We start from the raw sequence: 17,553 nt of genomic DNA on the forward strand, positions 1-17,553 counted from the left end.
GGCGCCGCGTCGATCGCGTCATAGGCCTTGAACTCGCCACCGAAACGCTCGGCGCCCACCTTCGTCAGCGCCGCCGTCAGCGTCGTCTTGCCATGGTCAACGTGACCAATCGTGCCCACGTTCACGTGCGGCTTCTTGCGCTCGAACTTTTCCTTTGCCATTTCTCTTACCTCTGTAAATTCTGAATTCTGATTGGGGGACCAGGCCTTAGGCCTTCTTCATCACGGCTTCGGCGATGTTGTTCGGCGCCTCGGCGTAGTGATCGAACTCCATCGAGAAGGTCGCGCGACCCTGCGACATCGAACGCAGCGAGGTCGCGTAGCCGAACATTTCGCCCAGCGGCACCACGGCGTTGATGATCTTGCCGGACGGGCTTTCGTCCTGGCCCTGCAGCAGGCCGCGACGACGGCTGACGTCGCCCATGACGTCACCGACGTACTCTTCCGGCGTCACGATTTCGACCTTCATCATCGGCTCCAGCAGGACCGGATCGGCCTTGCGGAAACCTTCCTTGAACGCCATCGAAGCGGCGAGCTTGAACGCCATTTCCGACGAGTCGACGTCGTGGTACGAACCGAACACCAGCTTGGCCTTGACGTTCACCACCGGGAAGCCCGCGAGCGGACCGCTGGTGATGGTTTCGCGCATGCCCTTTTCGACCGCCGGGATGAATTCCTTCGGGATCACGCCGCCGGTGATGTCGTTGATGAACAGGAAATCGTTCTCGACGTCCGGATTGGCGCGATCGGCTTCGGTCATCGGCGACAGCTCGATCACGACGTGGCCGTACTGACCCTTACCACCCGACTGCTTGGCGTGCTTGTAATCGCTCTTCACGTCCGACTTGCGGATGGTTTCGCGATAGGCCACCTGCGGCTTGCCGACGTTGGCTTCGACGTTGAACTCGCGCTTCATGCGGTCGACGATGATGTCGAGGTGCAGCTCGCCCATGCCGGAGATGATGGTCTGGCCGGATTCCTCGTCGGTACGCACGCGGAACGACGGATCTTCCTGCGCCAGGCGGCCCAGGGCGATACCCATCTTTTCCTGGTCCGACTTGGTCTTCGGTTCGACCGCCATCGAGATCACCGGCTCCGGGAACGTCATGCGTTCCAGGGTGATGACGTGGTCCTGCGCGCACAGCGTGTCACCGGTGGTGACGTCCTTCAGGCCCACCGCCGCGGCGATGTCGCCCGCGCGCACTTCCTTGATTTCGTCGCGCTGGTTCGAGTGCATCTGCAGGATGCGGCCGATGCGCTCCTTCTTCGACTTGACCGGGTTGTAGACCTGGTCGCCGGAGTTGAGCGTGCCCGAGTAGACGCGGAAGAACGTCAGCGAACCCACGAACGGGTCCGTCATGATCTTGAACGCCAGCGCCGAGAACGGTGCGTTGTCGTCGGCGTTGCGGTGGTCTTCCTTCTCGTCTTCGTCGATGCCCTGCACCGGCGGACGGTCTGCCGGCGACGGCAGCAGGTTGATCACGCCGTCGAGCATGGCCTGCACGCCCTTGTTCTTGAACGCCGAGCCGCAGAACACCGGCACGATTTCCACCTTCAGGGTGCGCTCGCGCAGACCGGCGATGATGTCGGCTTCCGACAGGTCGCCATCGCTGAGGTACTTGTCCATCAGCGTTTCGTTGGCTTCGGCCGCGGCTTCGACCATGAACGCGCGCGCGCCCTCGGCCTTCTCCTGGAGGTCGGCCGGGATGTCGCGGTATTCGAACTTCATGCCCTGCGAAGCCACATCCCAATGGATGGCCTTCATCTTGAGCAGGTCGACCACGCCTTCGAAGCCGTCTTCGGCGCCGATCGGCAACTGCATCGGCACGGCGTAGGCGCCGAGGCGGGACTTCAGCTGCTCGACGACCTTGTCGAAGTTGGCGCCGGTGCGGTCCATCTTGTTGACGAACGCCATGCGCGGCACGGAGTACTTGTTGGCCTGGCGCCACACCGTCTCGGACTGCGGCTGCACGCCACCGACCGAGCACAGCACGAACACCGCGCCGTCGAGCACGCGCAGCGAACGCTCGACTTCGATGGTGAAGTCGACGTGCCCGGGGGTGTCGATGATGTTGAAGCGGTGCTCGGGGAACGTGCCGTCCATGCCCTTCCAGAACGCCGTGGTGGCGGCGGAGGTGATGGTGATGCCGCGTTCCTGCTCCTGCTCCATCCAGTCCATCGTGGCGGCGCCTTCGTGCACTTCACCGATCTTGTGGCTCTTGCCGGTGTAGAACAGGATGCGCTCGGACGTGGTCGTCTTGCCGGCGTCGATGTGCGCCATGATGCCGAAATTGCGGTAACGCTCGATGGGAGTGGTGCGTGCCACGGTGATCTCTCTTTTTGGCTGCCTGAAACCAGGCCTTTAGATGGCCAGACGCCGCCCTGTGGGGCGGCCTCCGGATGAATCCACGAACGGGAAGAAATCCGTTCGTGACGCGGCGGCGGAGGAAATCCGCCACGGCCGGACGCCGTTCCCGGCGCCCGTGACGATTACCAGCGGAAGTGCGCGAAGGCGCGGTTGGCTTCCGCCATGCGGTGCGTTTCTTCGCGCTTCTTGACGGCGCCACCGCGGTTTTCGGAAGCGTCGAGCAATTCGGCGGCGAGCTTGCGCGGCATCGAGTTCTCGCCACGCTTGCGCGCGGACTCGATCAGCCAGCGCATTGCCAGCGCCATGCGGCGCGACGCGCGGACTTCGACCGGCACCTGGTAGGTGGCGCCACCGACGCGGCGGGACTTCACTTCCACCGTCGGGGCGACGTTGCCCAGGGCCTTCTCGACCAGTTCCAGCGAGTTCGGGTTCTTCTCGCCGATCACGTCCATGGCGCCGTAGACGATCTTCTCGGCGATGGACTTCTTGCCGCTCTGCATGACCATGTTGATGAAGCGGGCGATGGTTTCGCTGCCGTGCTTCGGGTCGGGCAGAACATTGCGTTGGGGGGCTGCTGCTTTGCGGGACATGATGTTCTTCTTGTTGTTCTGGTCAGGCGGCGCACATGGCGCCGTGATCTACACCATTAGGGAGATCAGCCCTTCGGGCGCTTGGCGCCGTACTTGGAACGACGCTGGCGACGCTTGGCGACACCGGCGGCGTCGAGCGAACCGCGCACGGTGTGGTAACGCACGCCCGGCAGGTCCTTGACGCGACCGCCGCGGATCAGCACCACGCTGTGTTCCTGCAGGTTGTGGCCTTCGCCACCGATGTAGGAGATCACTTCGTAGCCGTTGGTCAGCTTGACCTTCGCGACCTTGCGCATGGCCGAGTTCGGCTTCTTCGGAGTGGTGGTGTACACGCGGGTGCACACGCCACGACGCTGCGGGCAGTTGGCGAGGGCCGGCGAGGCGCTCTTGTAGGTTTCCGGGTTGCGCGGCTTGCGCACAAGCTGGTTGATGGTTGCCATTAGACGCTCTATTGGTAGGCCGGAGCCCATTTGGAAACGAAGCAGGCCGAATTGAGACAATCCGGCCAGCTGAGACGAAAAAGTATAGCCCGCACTCGACCTTTCGGTCAAACGAGGCCATACCGAGTAACCGGACCGGCCATCCCCGAGGGGTGCCCGCTTCCAGTCAATCTGCGATCCCGCCCTTCCTGGGCCCAACACGAGGCGCTTCCTGCATCCTCATTTGGTGATCTGGATGGCCTAGGCCATCAATTGCGGGGCGAATTGTACACGTCAATTCCACCCAGGGCAAGAAAAAGGCGCCCGTAGGCGCCTTTTCCATCCAGCAATGACGCCTCGGCTTATGCGGCCGGGGTGTCGTCGCCTTCCAGCATCATCACCTGGGGCGCAGCCGGGGCTTCGACCTGCACTTCCGGGGCGGCGGACTCGGCGCTCAGCACGTCGAGTTCGGCCTCGGTCAGGCCAGCGGCCTTGCGGCGGCGCGCGGTGTGGTACGCCAGGCCGGTACCCGCCGGGATCAGGCGGCCGACGATCACGTTTTCCTTCAGGCCGCGCAGGTTGTCGCGGGTGCCGCGGACGGCAGCCTCGGTCAACACGCGGGTGGTCTCCTGGAAGGAGGCCGCGGAGATGAAGGATTCGGTGGCCAGCGACGCCTTGGTGATGCCGAGCAGCACCGGGACGACCTTGGCCAGGATTTCGCCACGCGACTGCAGCTTGGCGTTGTCCTCGATCACGCGCAGGCGCTCGGCCTGCTCGCCCACCAGGTAACGGCTGTCGCCCGAGTCGGTGATCTCGACCTTGCGCAGCATCTGGCGAATGATCACCTCGATGTGCTTGTCGTTGATCTTCACGCCCTGCAGGCGGTAGACGTCCTGGATTTCCTTCACCAGGTAGGCGGCCAGCTGTTCGACACCGAGCAGGCGCAGGATGTCCTGCGGGTTCGGCTCGCCGTCGACCACGGTTTCGCCCTTGGTCACGTGCTCGCCTTCGAACACGATGATCTGGCGATACTTCGGGATCAGCTCTTCGTGCTCGTTGCCCTCGTTGTCCTTGATGATCAGGCGCTGCTTGCCCTTGGTGTCCTTGCCGAAGCTGACCACGCCGGAGATTTCGGCGAGGATCGCCGGATCCTTCGGCTTGCGGGCTTCGAACAGGTCGGCAACGCGCGGCAGACCACCGGTGATGTCGCGGGTCTTCGAGGCTTCCTGCGGGATTTTGGCGACCACGTCACCGACGCCGACCGCGGCACCGTCCTGCAGGTTGACGATCGAGCGCGGCGGCAGCAGGTACTGGGCCGGCAGGTCGGTACCCGGGATGGTGAGGTCCTTGCCGTCCTTGCCGACGATGCGCACCAGCGGACGCAGGTCCTTGCCCTGCGAGCCGCGACGCTTCGGATCGGTGATTTCGCGCGAGGCGAGGCCGGTCAGTTCGTCGGTCTTCTCGATCACCGTGATGCCGTCGACGAAATCGACAAAGCGGATCTGGCCGGCGACTTCCGAGACGATCGGGTGGTTATGCGGATCCCAGTTGGCAACGGTCTGGCCAGCCTTGACCGCGCTGCCGTCATGCACCGAGATGCTGGCGCCGTAGGGCAGCTTGTAGCGTTCGCGCTCGCGACCGTGGCCATCGAGGATGGACATTTCGCCCGAACGCGACACCGCGACCACGTTGCCGTTGGTGTGTTCAACGAACTTGAGGTTGTTGAACTTCACCGTACCGGTGGTCTTGACCGTGATGTTGTCGATCGCCGCCGCACGCGAAGCCGCACCACCGATGTGGAACGTACGCATCGTCAGCTGGGTACCCGGCTCGCCGATGGACTGCGCGGCGACCACGCCGACCGCTTCGCCCATGTTGACCAGGTGGCCGCGGCCGAGGTCGCGACCGTAGCAGTGCGCGCACACGCCGAACGGCGCCGCGCAGGTGATGGTGGAACGCACCTTCACCGACTGCACGCTGTTGTCTTCCAGCTTCTGCACCCACTGCTCGTCGAGCAGCGTGTTGCGGGTCACCAGCGGTTCGTCGTCGTTGCCCGGCAGGAACACGTCCTCGGCCACGATGCGGCCGAGCACGCGGTCGCGCAACGGCTCGACCTCGTCGCCGCCTTCGATGATCGGCGTCATGATCAGGCCTTCAAGCGTGCCGCAATCGGTCTCGGTGATCACCACGTCCTGCGCCACGTCGACGAGACGGCGGGTCAGGTAACCCGAGTTCGCCGTCTTCAACGCGGTGTCGGCCAGACCCTTACGGGCGCCGTGGGTCGAAATGAAGTACTGCTGGACGTTCAGGCCTTCGCGGAAGTTCGAGGTGATCGGCGTTTCGATGATCGAGCCGTCCGGCTTGGCCATCAGGCCGCGCATACCGGCGAGCTGACGGATCTGCGCCTGCGAACCACGGGCGCCCGAGTCGGCCATGATGTAGATCGAGTTCATCGACTTCTCGTCGATCATCTTGCCTGCGGAACCCATCACCTTGTCGGTGCCGATGGTTTCCATCATCGCCTTGGCGACGCGCTCGTTGGTGCGCGACCAGATGTCGACCACCTTGTTGTAGCGCTCGCCCGCGGTGACCAGACCCGACTGGTACTGCTGCTGGATTTCCAGCACTTCGGCTTCGGCCTCGGCGAGGATGCCCTTCTTCTCGTCCGGGATCTTCATGTCGTCGATGCCGATCGAAACACCGGCGCGCGTCGCGAAACGGAAGCCGGTGTACATCAGCTGGTCGGCGAACACGACGGTGTCCTTCAGGCCCAGCATGCGGTAGCAGCTGTTGATCAGGCGGCTGATCGCCTTCTTGTTCAACTCGGTATTGACCAGCGCGAACGGCAGGCCTTCCGGGATGATGTCGGCGAGGATGGCGCGACCGACGGTGGTGTCGACGATGCTGGTCTTCTCTTCGCCGTCGAGCACTTCGGTGATGCGCACCTTGACCTTGGCGTGCAGCTCGGCGGCCTTGTTGTCGTAGGCGCGCTTCACTTCGGCGACGTTGGCGAACACCATGCCCTCGCCCGCCTTGTTCTCAAGCGCGCGGGTCATGTAGTACAGACCGAGCACGACGTCCTGCGACGGCACGATGATCGGCTCGCCGTTGGCCGGCGACAGGATGTTGTTCGACGCCATCATCAGCGCACGCGCTTCCAGCTGGGCTTCCAGCGACAGCGGCACGTGGACGGCCATCTGGTCACCGTCGAAGTCGGCGTTGAACGCGGTGCAGACCAGCGGGTGCAGCTGGATGGCCTTGCCTTCGATCAACACCGGCTCGAACGCCTGGATACCAAGACGGTGCAGCGTCGGCGCGCGGTTGAGCATGACCGGGTGTTCGCGGATCACTTCTTCCAGGATGTCCCAGACTTCCGCTTCTTCGCGTTCGACCAGCTTCTTCGCCGCCTTGATGGTGGTGGCGAGCTCACGCTCCTGCAGCTTGGCGAAGATGAAGGGCTTGAACAGCTCGAGCGCCATCTTCTTCGGCAGGCCGCACTGGTGCAGCTTGAGGTACGGACCGACCACGATGACCGAACGGCCGGAGTAGTCGACGCGCTTGCCGAGCAGGTTCTGGCGGAAGCGACCCTGCTTGCCCTTGATCATGTCGGCCAGCGACTTGAGGGCGCGCTTGTTGGTGCCGGTGATGGCGCGGCCGCGGCGGCCGTTGTCCATCAGGGCGTCGACCGATTCCTGCAGCATGCGCTTCTCGTTGCGCACGATGATGTCGGGCGCGTTGAGTTCGAGCAGGCGACGCAGGCGGTTGTTGCGGTTGATGACGCGGCGGTACAGGTCGTTGAGGTCCGACGTCGCGAAGCGGCCGCCATCCAGCGGCACCAGCGGGCGCAGGTCCGGCGGCAGCACCGGCAGCACGGTCATGATCATCCACTCCGGACGGTTGCCGGAGTCGAGGAAGGCTTCGATCAGCTTGATGCGCTTGGTGAGGCGCTTGAGCTTGGTCTCGGAGCTGGTGCTGGCGATCTCTTCCTTGAGGTTGACCATTTCCGACTGCAGGTCGATGCCGCGCAGCAGGTCGAAGATCGCCTCGGCGCCCATCGCCGCCTCGAAGTCCTCGCCATGTTCCTGGCGCGCCTGCAGGTACTGCTCTTCATTGAGCAGCTGGCCCTGCTCGAGCGGGGTCAGGCCCGGCTCGGTGACGACATAGGCTTCGAAGTAGAGGATGCGCTCGATGTCGCGCAGCGTCATGTCGAGCATCAAACCGATGCGCGACGGCAGCGACTTCAGGAACCAGATGTGGGCGACCGGCGACGCGAGGTCGATGTGGCCCATGCGCTCGCGACGCACCTTGGCCAGCGTGACTTCGGTGCCGCACTTCTCGCAGACCACGCCACGATGCTTCATGCGCTTGTACTTGCCGCACAGGCATTCGTAGTCCTTGATCGGCCCGAAGATGGCCGAGCAGAACAGGCCGTCGCGTTCCGGCTTGAAGGTACGGTAGTTGATGGTCTCCGGCTTCTTGACTTCGCCGTAGGACCACGAGCGGATCATGTCCGGCGAAGCGAGCGCGATCTTGATCGCGTCGAAGTCGGGCGTGGCGCGCTGCAGGTTGAACAGGTTGAGCAAATCTTTCATTTGATTCTCTCCGGGAGACTGGATGGCAATGGGGTGGTCCGGAACGCAGCGACGTCATGCCGCTGCGTTCGCGTGTCGCCTCAGTGCTCTTCCAGTTCCATGTTGATGCCGAGCGAACGGATTTCCTTCAACAGCACGTTGAACGATTCCGGCATGCCGGCCACCATCTCGTAGTTGCCGTCGACGATGTTCTTGTACATCTGGTTGCGGCCCTGCACGTCGTCGGACTTCACCGTCAGCATTTCCTGCAGGGTGTAGGCCGCGCCGTAGGCTTCCAGCGCCCAGACTTCCATTTCGCCGAAGCGCTGGCCGCCGAACTGCGCCTTGCCGCCCAGCGGCTGCTGGGTGACGAGCGAGTACGGACCGGTCGAACGCGCGTGCATCTTGTCGTCGACAAGGTGGTTCAGCTTCAGGTAGTGCATGTAGCCGACCGTGGTTTCGCGATCGAACGCTTCACCGGTGCGACCGTCATACAACTGGGTCTGGCCGCTCAACGGCAGGTCGGCAAGCTCGAGCATCTTCTTGATCTCGGTCTCGGCCGCACCGTCGAACACCGGCGTCGCCATCGGCACGCCATCGGTGAGGTTGCCGGCAAGACGCAGCAATTCAGCATCGCTGAACTGCGTCAGGTCGACGCGCTCTTCGTGGCTGTTGCGGTCGTGGTTGTAGATCTCGTCGAGGAACTTGCGGAGATCGGCAACCTTGGCCTGCGCCTGCAGCATCGCGTCGATCTTGCGACCGAGGCCCTTCGCCGCCCAGCCCAGGTGCACTTCCAGCACCTGGCCGATGTTCATGCGCGACGGCACGCCCAGCGGGTTGAGGACGATGTCGACCGTCTGGCCATCGGCCATGTACGGCATGTCTTCCACCGGCACGATGTTCGACACCACACCCTTGTTGCCGTGGCGACCGGCCATCTTGTCGCCCGGCTGGATGCGGCGCTTCACCGCCAGGAACACCTTGACCATCTTCAGCACGCCCGGGGCGAGATCGTCGCCCTGCTGGATCTTCGAGCGCTTGTCGTCGAAACGACGCTCGAATTCCTTCTCGTGCAGCGCGATCTGCTTCTGCGCGCGTTCGATGGCTTCGTTGGCGTCCTCGTCCTTCATGCGCAGCTGGAACCACTGCTTGCGGTCGAGCTGGTCGAGGACGAGCGAGGTCAGCACCTCGCCCTTCTTCACGCCGACGCCGCCGCTCGCTTCCTTGCCCTGCAGCTGCTGGCGCAGGCGGGCGTAGATCGCGGCTTCGAGGATGGCGCGCTGGTCGTCGAAGTCCTTCTTGACGCGACGGATTTCGTCGTCCTGGATCTTCAACGCGCGCTTGTCGCGCTCGACGCCGTCGCGGGTGAAGACCTGCACGTCGATGACGGTGCCGTCCATGCCCGGCGGCACGCGCAGCGAGCTGTCCTTCACGTCGGACGCCTTCTCGCCGAAGATCGCGCGCAGCAGCTTCTCTTCCGGGGTCAGCTGGCTTTCGCCCTTCGGCGTGACCTTGCCGACCAGGATGTCGCCGGCGCGCACTTCCGCACCGATGAACACCACGCCCGATTCGTCGAGGCGGTTCAGCGCCTGCTCGGAAACGTTGGGGATGTCCTGCGAGATTTCTTCCGGCCCCAGCTTGGTGTCGCGCGCCTGGCAGACCAGTTCTTCGATGTGGATCGTGGTGTAACGATCCTCTTCCACCACGCGCTCGCTGAGCAGGATGGAGTCTTCGAAGTTGTAGCCGTTCCACGGCATGAACGCGATCAGCATGTTCTGGCCGAGCGCCAGTTCGCCGATGTCGGTGGACGGACCGTCGGCCAGCACGTCGCCACGCGCCACCACGTCACCCACGCGCACCAGAGGGGTCTGGTTGATGCAGGTGTTCTGGTTGGAACGGGTGTACTTGACCAGGTTGTAGATGTCCACGCCGGCATCGGTTTCGCCGACGATCTCGTCTTCGTTGACCTTGACCACGATGCGGCCGGCGTCGATCTGCTCGATCAGGCCGCCACGACGCGCGTTCACGGTCACGCCCGAGTCGCGCGCCACGGCGCGCTCGATGCCGGTGCCGACCAGCGGCTTCTGCGCACGCAGCGTCGGAACCGCCTGGCGCTGCATGTTGGCGCCCATCAATGCGCGGTTGGCGTCGTCGTGCTCGAGGAACGGAACCAGCGCCGCGGCGACCGACACGGTCTGCATCGGCGAGACGTCCATGAACTGCACTTCGCTCGGCGGACGCAGTTCGTTTTCGCCGTTGAAGCGGCAGGCGACGAATTGCGCGGTGATGGTGCCCTTCGCATCCTGCGGCGCGTTGGCCTGGGCGATGACCTTGCCCACTTCCTCGATCGCCGACAGGTATTCGATCTCGTCGGTGACGCGACCGTCCACCACCTTGCGGTACGGCGTTTCCAGGAAGCCGTAGCCATTGGTGCGGGCGAACACGGCCAGCGAGTTGATCAGGCCGATGTTCGGGCCTTCCGGCGTTTCGATGGTGCAGACGCGGCCGTAATGGGTCGGGTGCACGTCGCGCACTTCGAAGCCGGCGCGTTCGCGCGTCAGGCCGCCCGGGCCCAGCGCCGAGACGCGACGCTTGTGCGTCACTTCCGACAGCGGGTTGTTCTGGTCCATGAACTGCGACAGCTGCGACGAACCGAAGAATTCCTTGATCGCGGCGGCCACCGGCTTGGCGTTGATCAGGTCCTGCGGGGTCAGGCCATCGGCTTCGGCCATGGTCAGGCGCTCGCGCACGGCGCGCTCGACGCGCACCAGGCCGACGCGGAAGGTGTTCTCGGCCATTTCACCGACCGAGCGCACGCGGCGGTTGCCCAGGTGGTCGATGTCGTCCACCGTGCCGCGACCGTTGCGGATTTCCGTCAGCACGCGGATCACGTCGAGGATGTCGGACGTGCCGCCATTCTCGTCGCGCAGGCGCTTGCTTTCGTCGTCGCTGCGCTCGGCGAAGTACTTGGCGTCGTACAGCACCGGCGAACCGGTGACTTCCTTGCGGCCGAGGCGACGGTTGAACTTCATGCGGCCCACGGCCGAGAGGTCGTAGCGCTCGAAGGTGAAGAACAGGTTGTGGAACAGGTTCTGCGCGGCGTCCTTGGTCGGCGGTTCGCCCGGACGCATCATGCGGTAGATCTCGACCAGCGCTTCCAGCTGCGTCTTGGTGTGGTCGATACGCAGGGTGTTGGAGATGTAGGCGCCGCGATCGAGGTCGTTCACCCACAGGGTGCCGACGCTGGTGATCCCGGCCTTGCGCAACTTGGCAAGCTGGTCTTCGCTGATCTCGTCGTTGGCGGTGGCCAGCAGTTCGCCGGTGGCCGGATCGACCACGTCATGCGAGAGGATGCGGCCGATCAGGTAGCTGTCCGGCACGGCCAGGGCGGCGATGCCCGAGGCTTCCAGCTGCTTGACGTGGCGCGCGGTGATGCGCTTGCCGGCTTCGACGATCACCTTGTCGCCATCGGCCAGGTCGAATTCCAGCGTTTCGCCGCGCAGGCGCTCGGGCACCAGCTCCAGCTGCACGCCTTCGGTCGGCTCGATGTGGAAGGTGTTGATCTCGAAGAACTCGTTCAACATCTCTTCGTTGTTGTAGCCGAGCGCACGCAGCAGCACGCTGATCGGCAGCTTGCGGCGACGGTCGATACGGGTGAACAGCGCGTCCTTCGGGTCGAACTCGAAGTCCAGCCACGAGCCGCGGTAGGGAATGATGCGGGCGCTGTACAGCAGCTTGCCCGAGGAGTGCGTCTTGCCACGGTCGTGGTCGAAGAACACGCCCGGCGAACGGTGCAGCTGCGAGACGATGACGCGCTCGGTGCCGTTGACGATGAAGGTGCCGTTGTCGGTCATGAGCGGGATCTCGCCCATGTAGACCTCCTGCTCCTTCACGTACTTGACCTTCTTGTCCGAGGATTCGCGGTCATAGATCACCAGGCGCACGGTCGCGCGCAGCGGGGCGCCGTAGCTCAGGCCACGGGTGCGGCATTCGCGCTCGTCGAACGGCGGCTCACCGAGGGTGTAGCCAACGTACTCCAGCGCGGCATAGCCGTTGTAGCTGGTGATCGGGAAAACCGACTTCAACGCCGCATGCAGGCCCTTGTCGGCGCGCTTTTTCGGGTCGATGTCGGCCTGGAGGAATTCGCGGTAGGAATCAACCTGGATGGCGAGCAGGAAGGGCACCTCGAGGATGGTCCGGCGCTTGCCGAAATCCTTGCGGATGCGCTTCTTCTCGGTGAAGGAATACGCGGGGGTGGACGTTTTCGCCATGGTCTTCGTTCGCCTTCATATGGGGGCCCCCGGGGCCTTGCGCCGCGGGGAACTGTCAGGGAATGCCGCCTCCATCCCGAAACGAATCCGGGAAGGATCGGCGCGCTGCCAGTTGGAAGTCGCTGGTATTGCCGGCACCAGCACGCCCTCTGTTACCACTTCCAAGTTGCTGCGTATTGCGGTGTTGCGTGTTGCGAATTACGTGTTTCAAAAAGCCCGAAAGGCCGGGAGCGTTGGCTCCCAGCCTTCAGGTGTCGCCGGTGGACTGGCGACGGTGCAGCAATTACTTGACTTCGACGGTCGCGCCAGCGGCCTCGAGGTCCTTCTTCATCTTGGCGGCGTCGTCCTTCGACACGCCTTCCTTGACCACGCCACCGGCTTCGGTCAGGTCCTTCGCTTCCTTCAGGCCCAGGCCAGTGATGGCGCGGACGGCCTTGATCACTTCGACCTTCTTGTCGCCGGCGGTCTTCAGGGTGACCGTGAATTCGGTCTGCTCTTCAGCCGGGGCGGCAGCGCCAGCGGCCGGGCCAGCCACCATCACGGGGGCGGCGGCGGTCACGCCGAACTTTTCTTCGATGGCCTTGACCAGGTCCATCACTTCCATCAGGGTCTTGCCGGCGATCGCGTCGACGATCTGTTCGTTGGAAAGAGACATTTCAGTGTCCTTGGTAATGTTTCAGATGTGGGTTCGATTTCGTGGATTCAAATCGTCGAATCACGCCGGTTCAGCGACGGGTTCGGCTTCGACCGCCGGCGCGGCTTCGCCGCCACCCTGCTGATCGGCCACCGCCTTGACCGCGCGCGCGAACATCGTCGCCGGCTCGGCCAGCACGCGGGCGAGCATGCCCAGCGCCTGTTCGAGGGTCGGCAGCGAGGCCAGCACTTCGACGTGGGAAGCCGGGTACTGTTGCCCGCCAACCACCACGAGTTTCGGTTGCAGCTTGTCGTTGCCCTTGGCGAATTCCTTGATCAGGCGACCGGCAGCGCCGGGCTCCTCGGTCGAGAACGCGTACAGCAGCGGACCGACGAGATCGTTCTTGGCGACCTCGAATTCCGTGCCGTCGACGGCGCGCGCGGCCAGCGTGTTCTTGACAACCTTCAAGTACACACCGGTTTCGCGGGCCTTCTTGCGCATCGCGGTCATTTGTCCGACCGTGGTGCCTGCGTACTCGGCTGCGATCAAGGAGTGTGCCTTCGCGGCGACTTCCGCCACTTCGGCGACGACATCTTTCTTCTGCGTCAGATTAAGAGCCATTGCACTCCTCCGTATTGAATTCCGCTCACGGCTCCGGCCGTTCGCGGTCCTGGCGGCATCTTCCTGACGCCGGGAACACTTTCGTGCTCCTTGGTGCCGACTTCTTTCTGATCCGGGGGCGAACCCCTGAAACACTCGGAAGGGCATCCATCTACGCAGGCCGGTCCTTGCGAACCCGGATTAAGCAGCCCCGCTTCGATCGACGGCGATTCCGTGCCATGCCGAGCCTCCCTGCCCGTCGCCGATCTGCGCTGACCGCACCTGCGGTCTTTGATGGCCCGCATCGATGGACCGATGCGCTGCCTTCAAAATTTGGAACACCGATGCGGCGATGAAGCCGCACCGGGCATTGCGAATTACTTGAGGGCCAGCGAGGACTGGTCCACGGTCACGCCGGGGCCCATCGTCGAGCTGATCGCGATCTTCTGCAGATACGTGCCCTTGGCGGTTGCCGGCTTGGCCTTGATCAGGTCCTGCAGCAGCGCCTCGAGGTTGGTCTTCAGGTTCGCTGCTTCGAAGTCGGCCTTGCCGATCGTGCAGTGGATGATGCCGGCCTTGTCGGTGCGGTAACGCACCTGGCCGCCCTTGGCGTTCTTCACCGCTTCGCCCGGGTTCGGGGACACGGTGCCGACCTTCGGGTTCGGCATCAGGCCGCGCGGACCGAGCACGGTGCCGAGCTTGCCGACGACGCGCATCGCGTCCGGCGTGGCGATGACCACGTCGTAGTTCAGGTCGCCGGCCTGCATCTTCTCGGCCAGGTCGTCCATGCCGACGGCATCGGCGCCGGCGGCCAGGGCTTCGTCAGCCTTGGCACCGGCCGGGGCGAACACCGCCACGCGCACGGTCTTGCCGGTGCCTGCCGGCAGCACGGTGGAACCGCGCACCTGCTGGTCGGATTTGCGGGCATCGACGCCGAGGCGCACGGCCACGTCCACCGATTCCACGAACTTGGTCTTGCTGTTGTCCTTGACGATCTTCAGGGCGTCCTCGATCGAGTAGGCCTTGCCCGGCTGCACGGCAGCGGCGATCGCTTTCTGTCGCTTGTTCAGTGCCATGGTCTCAGCCCTCCACCGTCAGACCCATCGAACGGGCCGAACCCGCGATGGTACGTACTGCCGCGTCCAGGTCGGCCGCGGTCAAATCGGGTTCCTTCGCCTTCGCGATCTCTTCCAGCTGCTTGCGGGTCACCTTGCCCACCTTCTCGGTGTTCGGGCGCTTGGAGCCCGACTGGATGCCCACGGCCTTCTTCAACAGGATCGACGCCGGCGGCGTCTTGGTGACGAAGGTGAAGGTCTTGTCCGAATAGGCGGTGATGACCACCGGAATCGGCAGACCCGGCTCGAGCTTCTGCGTGGCGGCGTTGAACGCCTTGCAGAACTCCATGATGTTCAGGCCGCGCTGACCCAGCGCAGGACCGACCGGCGGCGAGGGGTTGGCCTGACCGGCCTTCACCTGCAGCTTGATGTAACCAATGACTTTCTTTGCCATTTCTCTCTCTCCGGGTGCAAGCGCCTGGTTCTCAGGCTCCCCATCGGCCCGGGAAATTCACGCGTCCCGGCTTCACGTTTTGCTTGCTGCTTCTACAGAAATCGCCAGACGCCGACAGCCGCCCTTGGCAGGCGGCTGGGGTTCCGGGTGGCTCGCGCCCGAGGCAGCGAGCCAAATATTGTAGCAGGTTTGCCCTGCCCTTACTTAGCCTTCTCGACCTGGCCGAATTCCAGCTCCACCGGGGTCGAACGGCCGAAGATCAGCACCGCCACGCGGACGCGGCTCTTCTCGTAATTGACCTCTTCGACCACGCCGTTGAAGTCATTGAACGGGCCTTCGGTGACGCGGACCATCTCGCCCGGCTCGAACAGCACCTTCGGACGCGGCTTCTCGACGCCTTCCATCACGCGATTGAGGATGGCGGCGGCCTCCTCGTCGCGGATCGGCAGCGGGCGATCCGCGGTACCGCCGATGAAGCCCAGCACGCGCGGGGTTTCCTTCACCAGGTGCCAGGATTCGTTGTCGATGCGCGGAATGCCGTTGTCGTCATGGGTGACGATCTGCACCAGCACGTAGCCCGGGAAGAACTTGCGCTCGGAACGGCGCTTCTGGCCGGAGCGCATTTCCACCACTTCTTCGGTCGGGACGATGACGTCGCCGAAGCGGTTCTGCATTTCGGCGCGCACGATGCGCTCGCGCAGGGCCTGGGCCACCGACTTCTCGAAGCCGGAATAGGCGTGAACCACGTACCAGCGGGTGTTTTGGGTTTCGCTATCCACTCTCTACTCCTCAGGTGCCCAGCAGCAACTTGACCGAACGACCGATGCCCCAGTCGAACCCGGCCAGCAGCACGCTGAACACCACGACCACTGCGATCACGATCCAGGTCATGCGCATGGCTTCCTGGCGCTTCGGCCAGACCACCTTGCGCAGTTCGAAGCGCGACTCGACCAGGAACTCGCGCAGCTTCGGACCCTTGGAGCTGGTCAGGAACACGATCGCGCCCAGCACCAGGCCGCCAATCACCGCGACGACGCGCAGCCAGTCCTGCCACTGGCCGTCGAACCAGTAGTAGGCGAACACGCCGGCGGCCGCCAACAGGACGGCGACGACGTACTTGGCGATATCCGCACCGGAAGTCGAATCCGACTTCGATGCGCCTTGCTTGGGCTGGATGACCTTGCTGTTCACGCTTGCCTTCTGCGGAGTGGCACGCCAGGAGGGACTCGAACCCCCAACCTGCGGTTTTGGAGACCGCTGCTCTGCCAATTGAGCTACTGGCGTAGACCGTAAAACGAGATGCCTCTAAACGACGACGGCGAACGGACATCTCCGCTCGCCTTCGGCGGTGACGGAGCCGCGCGAGCGGCCCGTCGATGCGGCTTGATTACTTGATGATCTTGGCGACGACGCCGGCGCCGACGGTACGACCGCCTTCACGGATCGCGAAGCGCAGACCTTCGTCCATCGCCACCGGGTTGATCAACGTCACCTTCATCTTGATGTTGTCGCCCGGCATCACCATCTCGGTGCCTTCCGGCAGTTCCACCGCACCCGTGATGTCGGTCGTGCGGAAGTAGAACTGCGGACGGTAGCCCTTGAAGAACGGCGTGTGACGGCCGCCTTCGTCCTTCGACAGGACATAGACTTCGGCTTCGAACTCGGTGTGCGGGTTGATGCTGCCCGGCTTGCACAGCACCTGGCCACGCTCCACGTCGTCACGCTTGGTGCCGCGCAGCAGCAGACCGGCGTTGTCGCCTGCCTGGCCCTGGTCCAGCATCTTGCGGAACATTTCGACGCCGGTCACCGTCGTCTTCTGGGTCGGGCGGATACCGACGATTTCGATTTCCTCGCCCACCTTGATCACGCCGCGCTCGATACGGCCGGTCACCACGGTGCCGCGGCCCGAGATCGAGAACACGTCTTCCACCGGCATCAGGAACGGCTTGTCGATGTCACGTTCCGGTTCCGGGATCCAGGTGTCCAGCGCGTCGACCAGCTTCAGGATCGCCGGCACGCCGATGTCGCTCTGGTCGCCTTCCAGCGCCAGGCGGGCCGAACCCGCGATGATCGGGGTGTCGTCGCCCGGGAACTCGTACTTGCTCAGGAGTTCACGGACTTCCATTTCCACCAGCTCGAGGAGCTCGGCGTCGTCGACCATGTCGGCCTTGTTCAGGAACACCACGATGTACGGCACGCCGACCTGACGCGACAGCAGGATGTGCTCGCGGGTCTGCGGCATCGGGCCGTCAGCGGCCGAGCACACCAGGATCGCGCCGTCCATCTGGGCGGCACCGGTGATCATGTTCTTCACGTAGTCGGCGTGTCCCGGGCAGTCCACGTGCGCGTAGTGACGCGTCGGGCTTTCGTATTCCACGTGCGCCGTCGAGATCGTGATGCCGCGCGCCTTCTCTTCCGGCGCCGCGTCGATCGCGTCGTATGCCTTGAACTCGCCACCGAAACGCTCGGCGCCCACCTTCGTCAGCGCCGCCGTCAGCGTCGTCTTGCCATGGTCAACGTGACCAATCGTGCCCACGTTCACGTGCGGCTTCTTGCGCTCGAACTTTTCCTTTGCCATCTCGTGTCTCGACT

Annotated in this window: 13 protein-coding genes and 1 tRNA gene; all 14 read right to left on the bottom strand. The window is 64.0% G+C overall.

From position 1 onward, the window contains the following. Nucleotides 1-161: GTP-binding protein (locus ABE093_RS00005; RefSeq protein ID WP_430758911.1), on the bottom strand; the 161-nt coding region annotated here is incomplete at its 3' end. A gap of 46 nt (nucleotides 162-207) precedes the next feature. After that, complete coding sequence (fusA, locus tag ABE093_RS00010; RefSeq protein ID WP_430758816.1) at nucleotides 208-2,325, bottom strand: elongation factor G; 2,118 nt, start codon at nucleotides 2,323-2,325, stop codon at nucleotides 208-210. A 164-nt stretch (nucleotides 2,326-2,489) separates the two neighbouring features. Next, a complete protein-coding gene (gene rpsG / locus ABE093_RS00015) occupies nucleotides 2,490-2,957 on the bottom strand; it encodes a 30S ribosomal protein S7 (RefSeq protein WP_430758817.1) in 468 nt (155 codons plus the stop codon). A gap of 65 nt (nucleotides 2,958-3,022) precedes the next feature. Beyond that, nucleotides 3,023-3,397: a 30S ribosomal protein S12 gene (gene rpsL / locus ABE093_RS00020; protein WP_430758818.1), complete on the bottom strand. Its 375-nt coding sequence runs from the start codon at nucleotides 3,395-3,397 to the stop codon at nucleotides 3,023-3,025. Nucleotides 3,398-3,738: 341 nt separating this feature from the next. Continuing rightward, nucleotides 3,739-7,968, bottom strand: a complete 4,230-nt coding sequence (gene rpoC / locus ABE093_RS00025) for a DNA-directed RNA polymerase subunit beta' (RefSeq protein ID WP_430758819.1) — start codon at nucleotides 7,966-7,968, stop codon at nucleotides 3,739-3,741. 80 nt (nucleotides 7,969-8,048) lie between these two features. Next, entirely contained in the window at nucleotides 8,049-12,218 is a 4,170-nt protein-coding gene (gene rpoB, locus ABE093_RS00030; protein ID WP_430758820.1) for a DNA-directed RNA polymerase subunit beta, read from the bottom strand. Nucleotides 12,219-12,501: 283 nt separating this feature from the next. Continuing rightward, nucleotides 12,502-12,873: a 50S ribosomal protein L7/L12 gene (gene rplL, locus ABE093_RS00035; protein ID WP_430758821.1), complete on the bottom strand. Its 372-nt coding sequence runs from the start codon at nucleotides 12,871-12,873 to the stop codon at nucleotides 12,502-12,504. Nucleotides 12,874-12,933: 60 nt separating this feature from the next. Next, nucleotides 12,934-13,473 (bottom strand): 50S ribosomal protein L10, encoded by a 540-nt coding sequence (gene rplJ / locus ABE093_RS00040; protein WP_430758822.1) that lies wholly within the window; start codon nucleotides 13,471-13,473, stop codon nucleotides 12,934-12,936. A gap of 356 nt (nucleotides 13,474-13,829) precedes the next feature. Continuing rightward, nucleotides 13,830-14,528 carry a 50S ribosomal protein L1 gene (gene rplA / locus ABE093_RS00045; RefSeq protein WP_430758823.1) on the bottom strand — a complete coding sequence of 233 codons (699 nt, stop codon included), beginning with the start codon at nucleotides 14,526-14,528 and terminating at the stop codon, nucleotides 13,830-13,832. Between the two features lie 4 nt (nucleotides 14,529-14,532). After that, entirely contained in the window at nucleotides 14,533-14,961 is a 429-nt protein-coding gene (rplK, locus tag ABE093_RS00050; protein WP_430758824.1) for a 50S ribosomal protein L11, read from the bottom strand. Between the two features lie 200 nt (nucleotides 14,962-15,161). Beyond that, nucleotides 15,162-15,740 (bottom strand): transcription termination/antitermination protein NusG, encoded by a 579-nt coding sequence (nusG, locus tag ABE093_RS00055; protein WP_430758825.1) that lies wholly within the window; start codon nucleotides 15,738-15,740, stop codon nucleotides 15,162-15,164. 10 nt (nucleotides 15,741-15,750) lie between these two features. Then, nucleotides 15,751-16,152, bottom strand: a complete 402-nt coding sequence (gene secE / locus ABE093_RS00060; RefSeq protein WP_430758826.1) for a preprotein translocase subunit SecE — start codon at nucleotides 16,150-16,152, stop codon at nucleotides 15,751-15,753. Between the two features lie 17 nt (nucleotides 16,153-16,169). Then, a tRNA-Trp gene (locus ABE093_RS00065) sits at nucleotides 16,170-16,245 on the bottom strand. A gap of 103 nt (nucleotides 16,246-16,348) precedes the next feature. Beyond that, nucleotides 16,349-17,539 carry an elongation factor Tu gene (tuf, locus tag ABE093_RS00070; protein ID WP_430758827.1) on the bottom strand — a complete coding sequence of 397 codons (1,191 nt, stop codon included), beginning with the start codon at nucleotides 17,537-17,539 and terminating at the stop codon, nucleotides 16,349-16,351. Nucleotides 17,540-17,553 lie beyond the last annotated feature (14 nt).

It is taken from the genome of Solilutibacter silvestris (genome assembly GCF_050574925.1).
In the GTDB taxonomy this organism is placed as follows: domain Bacteria; phylum Pseudomonadota; class Gammaproteobacteria; order Xanthomonadales; family Xanthomonadaceae; genus Solilutibacter; species Solilutibacter silvestris_A.

What these genes read in the sequence shown, in the direction of transcription:
- rpsG (WP_430758817.1), bottom strand. Translation starts at nt 2,957, where the DNA reads ATGTCCCGCAAAGCAGCAGCCCCCCAACGCAATGTTCTGCCCGACCCG.
- rpsL (WP_430758818.1), bottom strand. Translation starts at nt 3,397, where the DNA reads ATGGCAACCATCAACCAGCTTGTGCGCAAGCCGCGCAACCCGGAAACC.
- rpoC (WP_430758819.1), bottom strand. Translation starts at nt 7,968, where the DNA reads ATGAAAGATTTGCTCAACCTGTTCAACCTGCAGCGCGCCACGCCCGAC.
- rpoB (WP_430758820.1), bottom strand. Translation starts at nt 12,218, where the DNA reads ATGGCGAAAACGTCCACCCCCGCGTATTCCTTCACCGAGAAGAAGCGC.
- rplL (WP_430758821.1), bottom strand. Translation starts at nt 12,873, where the DNA reads ATGTCTCTTTCCAACGAACAGATCGTCGACGCGATCGCCGGCAAGACC.
- rplJ (WP_430758822.1), bottom strand. Translation starts at nt 13,473, where the DNA reads ATGGCTCTTAATCTGACGCAGAAGAAAGATGTCGTCGCCGAAGTGGCG.
- rplA (WP_430758823.1), bottom strand. Translation starts at nt 14,528, where the DNA reads ATGGCACTGAACAAGCGACAGAAAGCGATCGCCGCTGCCGTGCAGCCG.
- rplK (WP_430758824.1), bottom strand. Translation starts at nt 14,961, where the DNA reads ATGGCAAAGAAAGTCATTGGTTACATCAAGCTGCAGGTGAAGGCCGGT.
- tuf (WP_430758827.1), bottom strand. Translation starts at nt 17,539, where the DNA reads ATGGCAAAGGAAAAGTTCGAGCGCAAGAAGCCGCACGTGAACGTGGGC.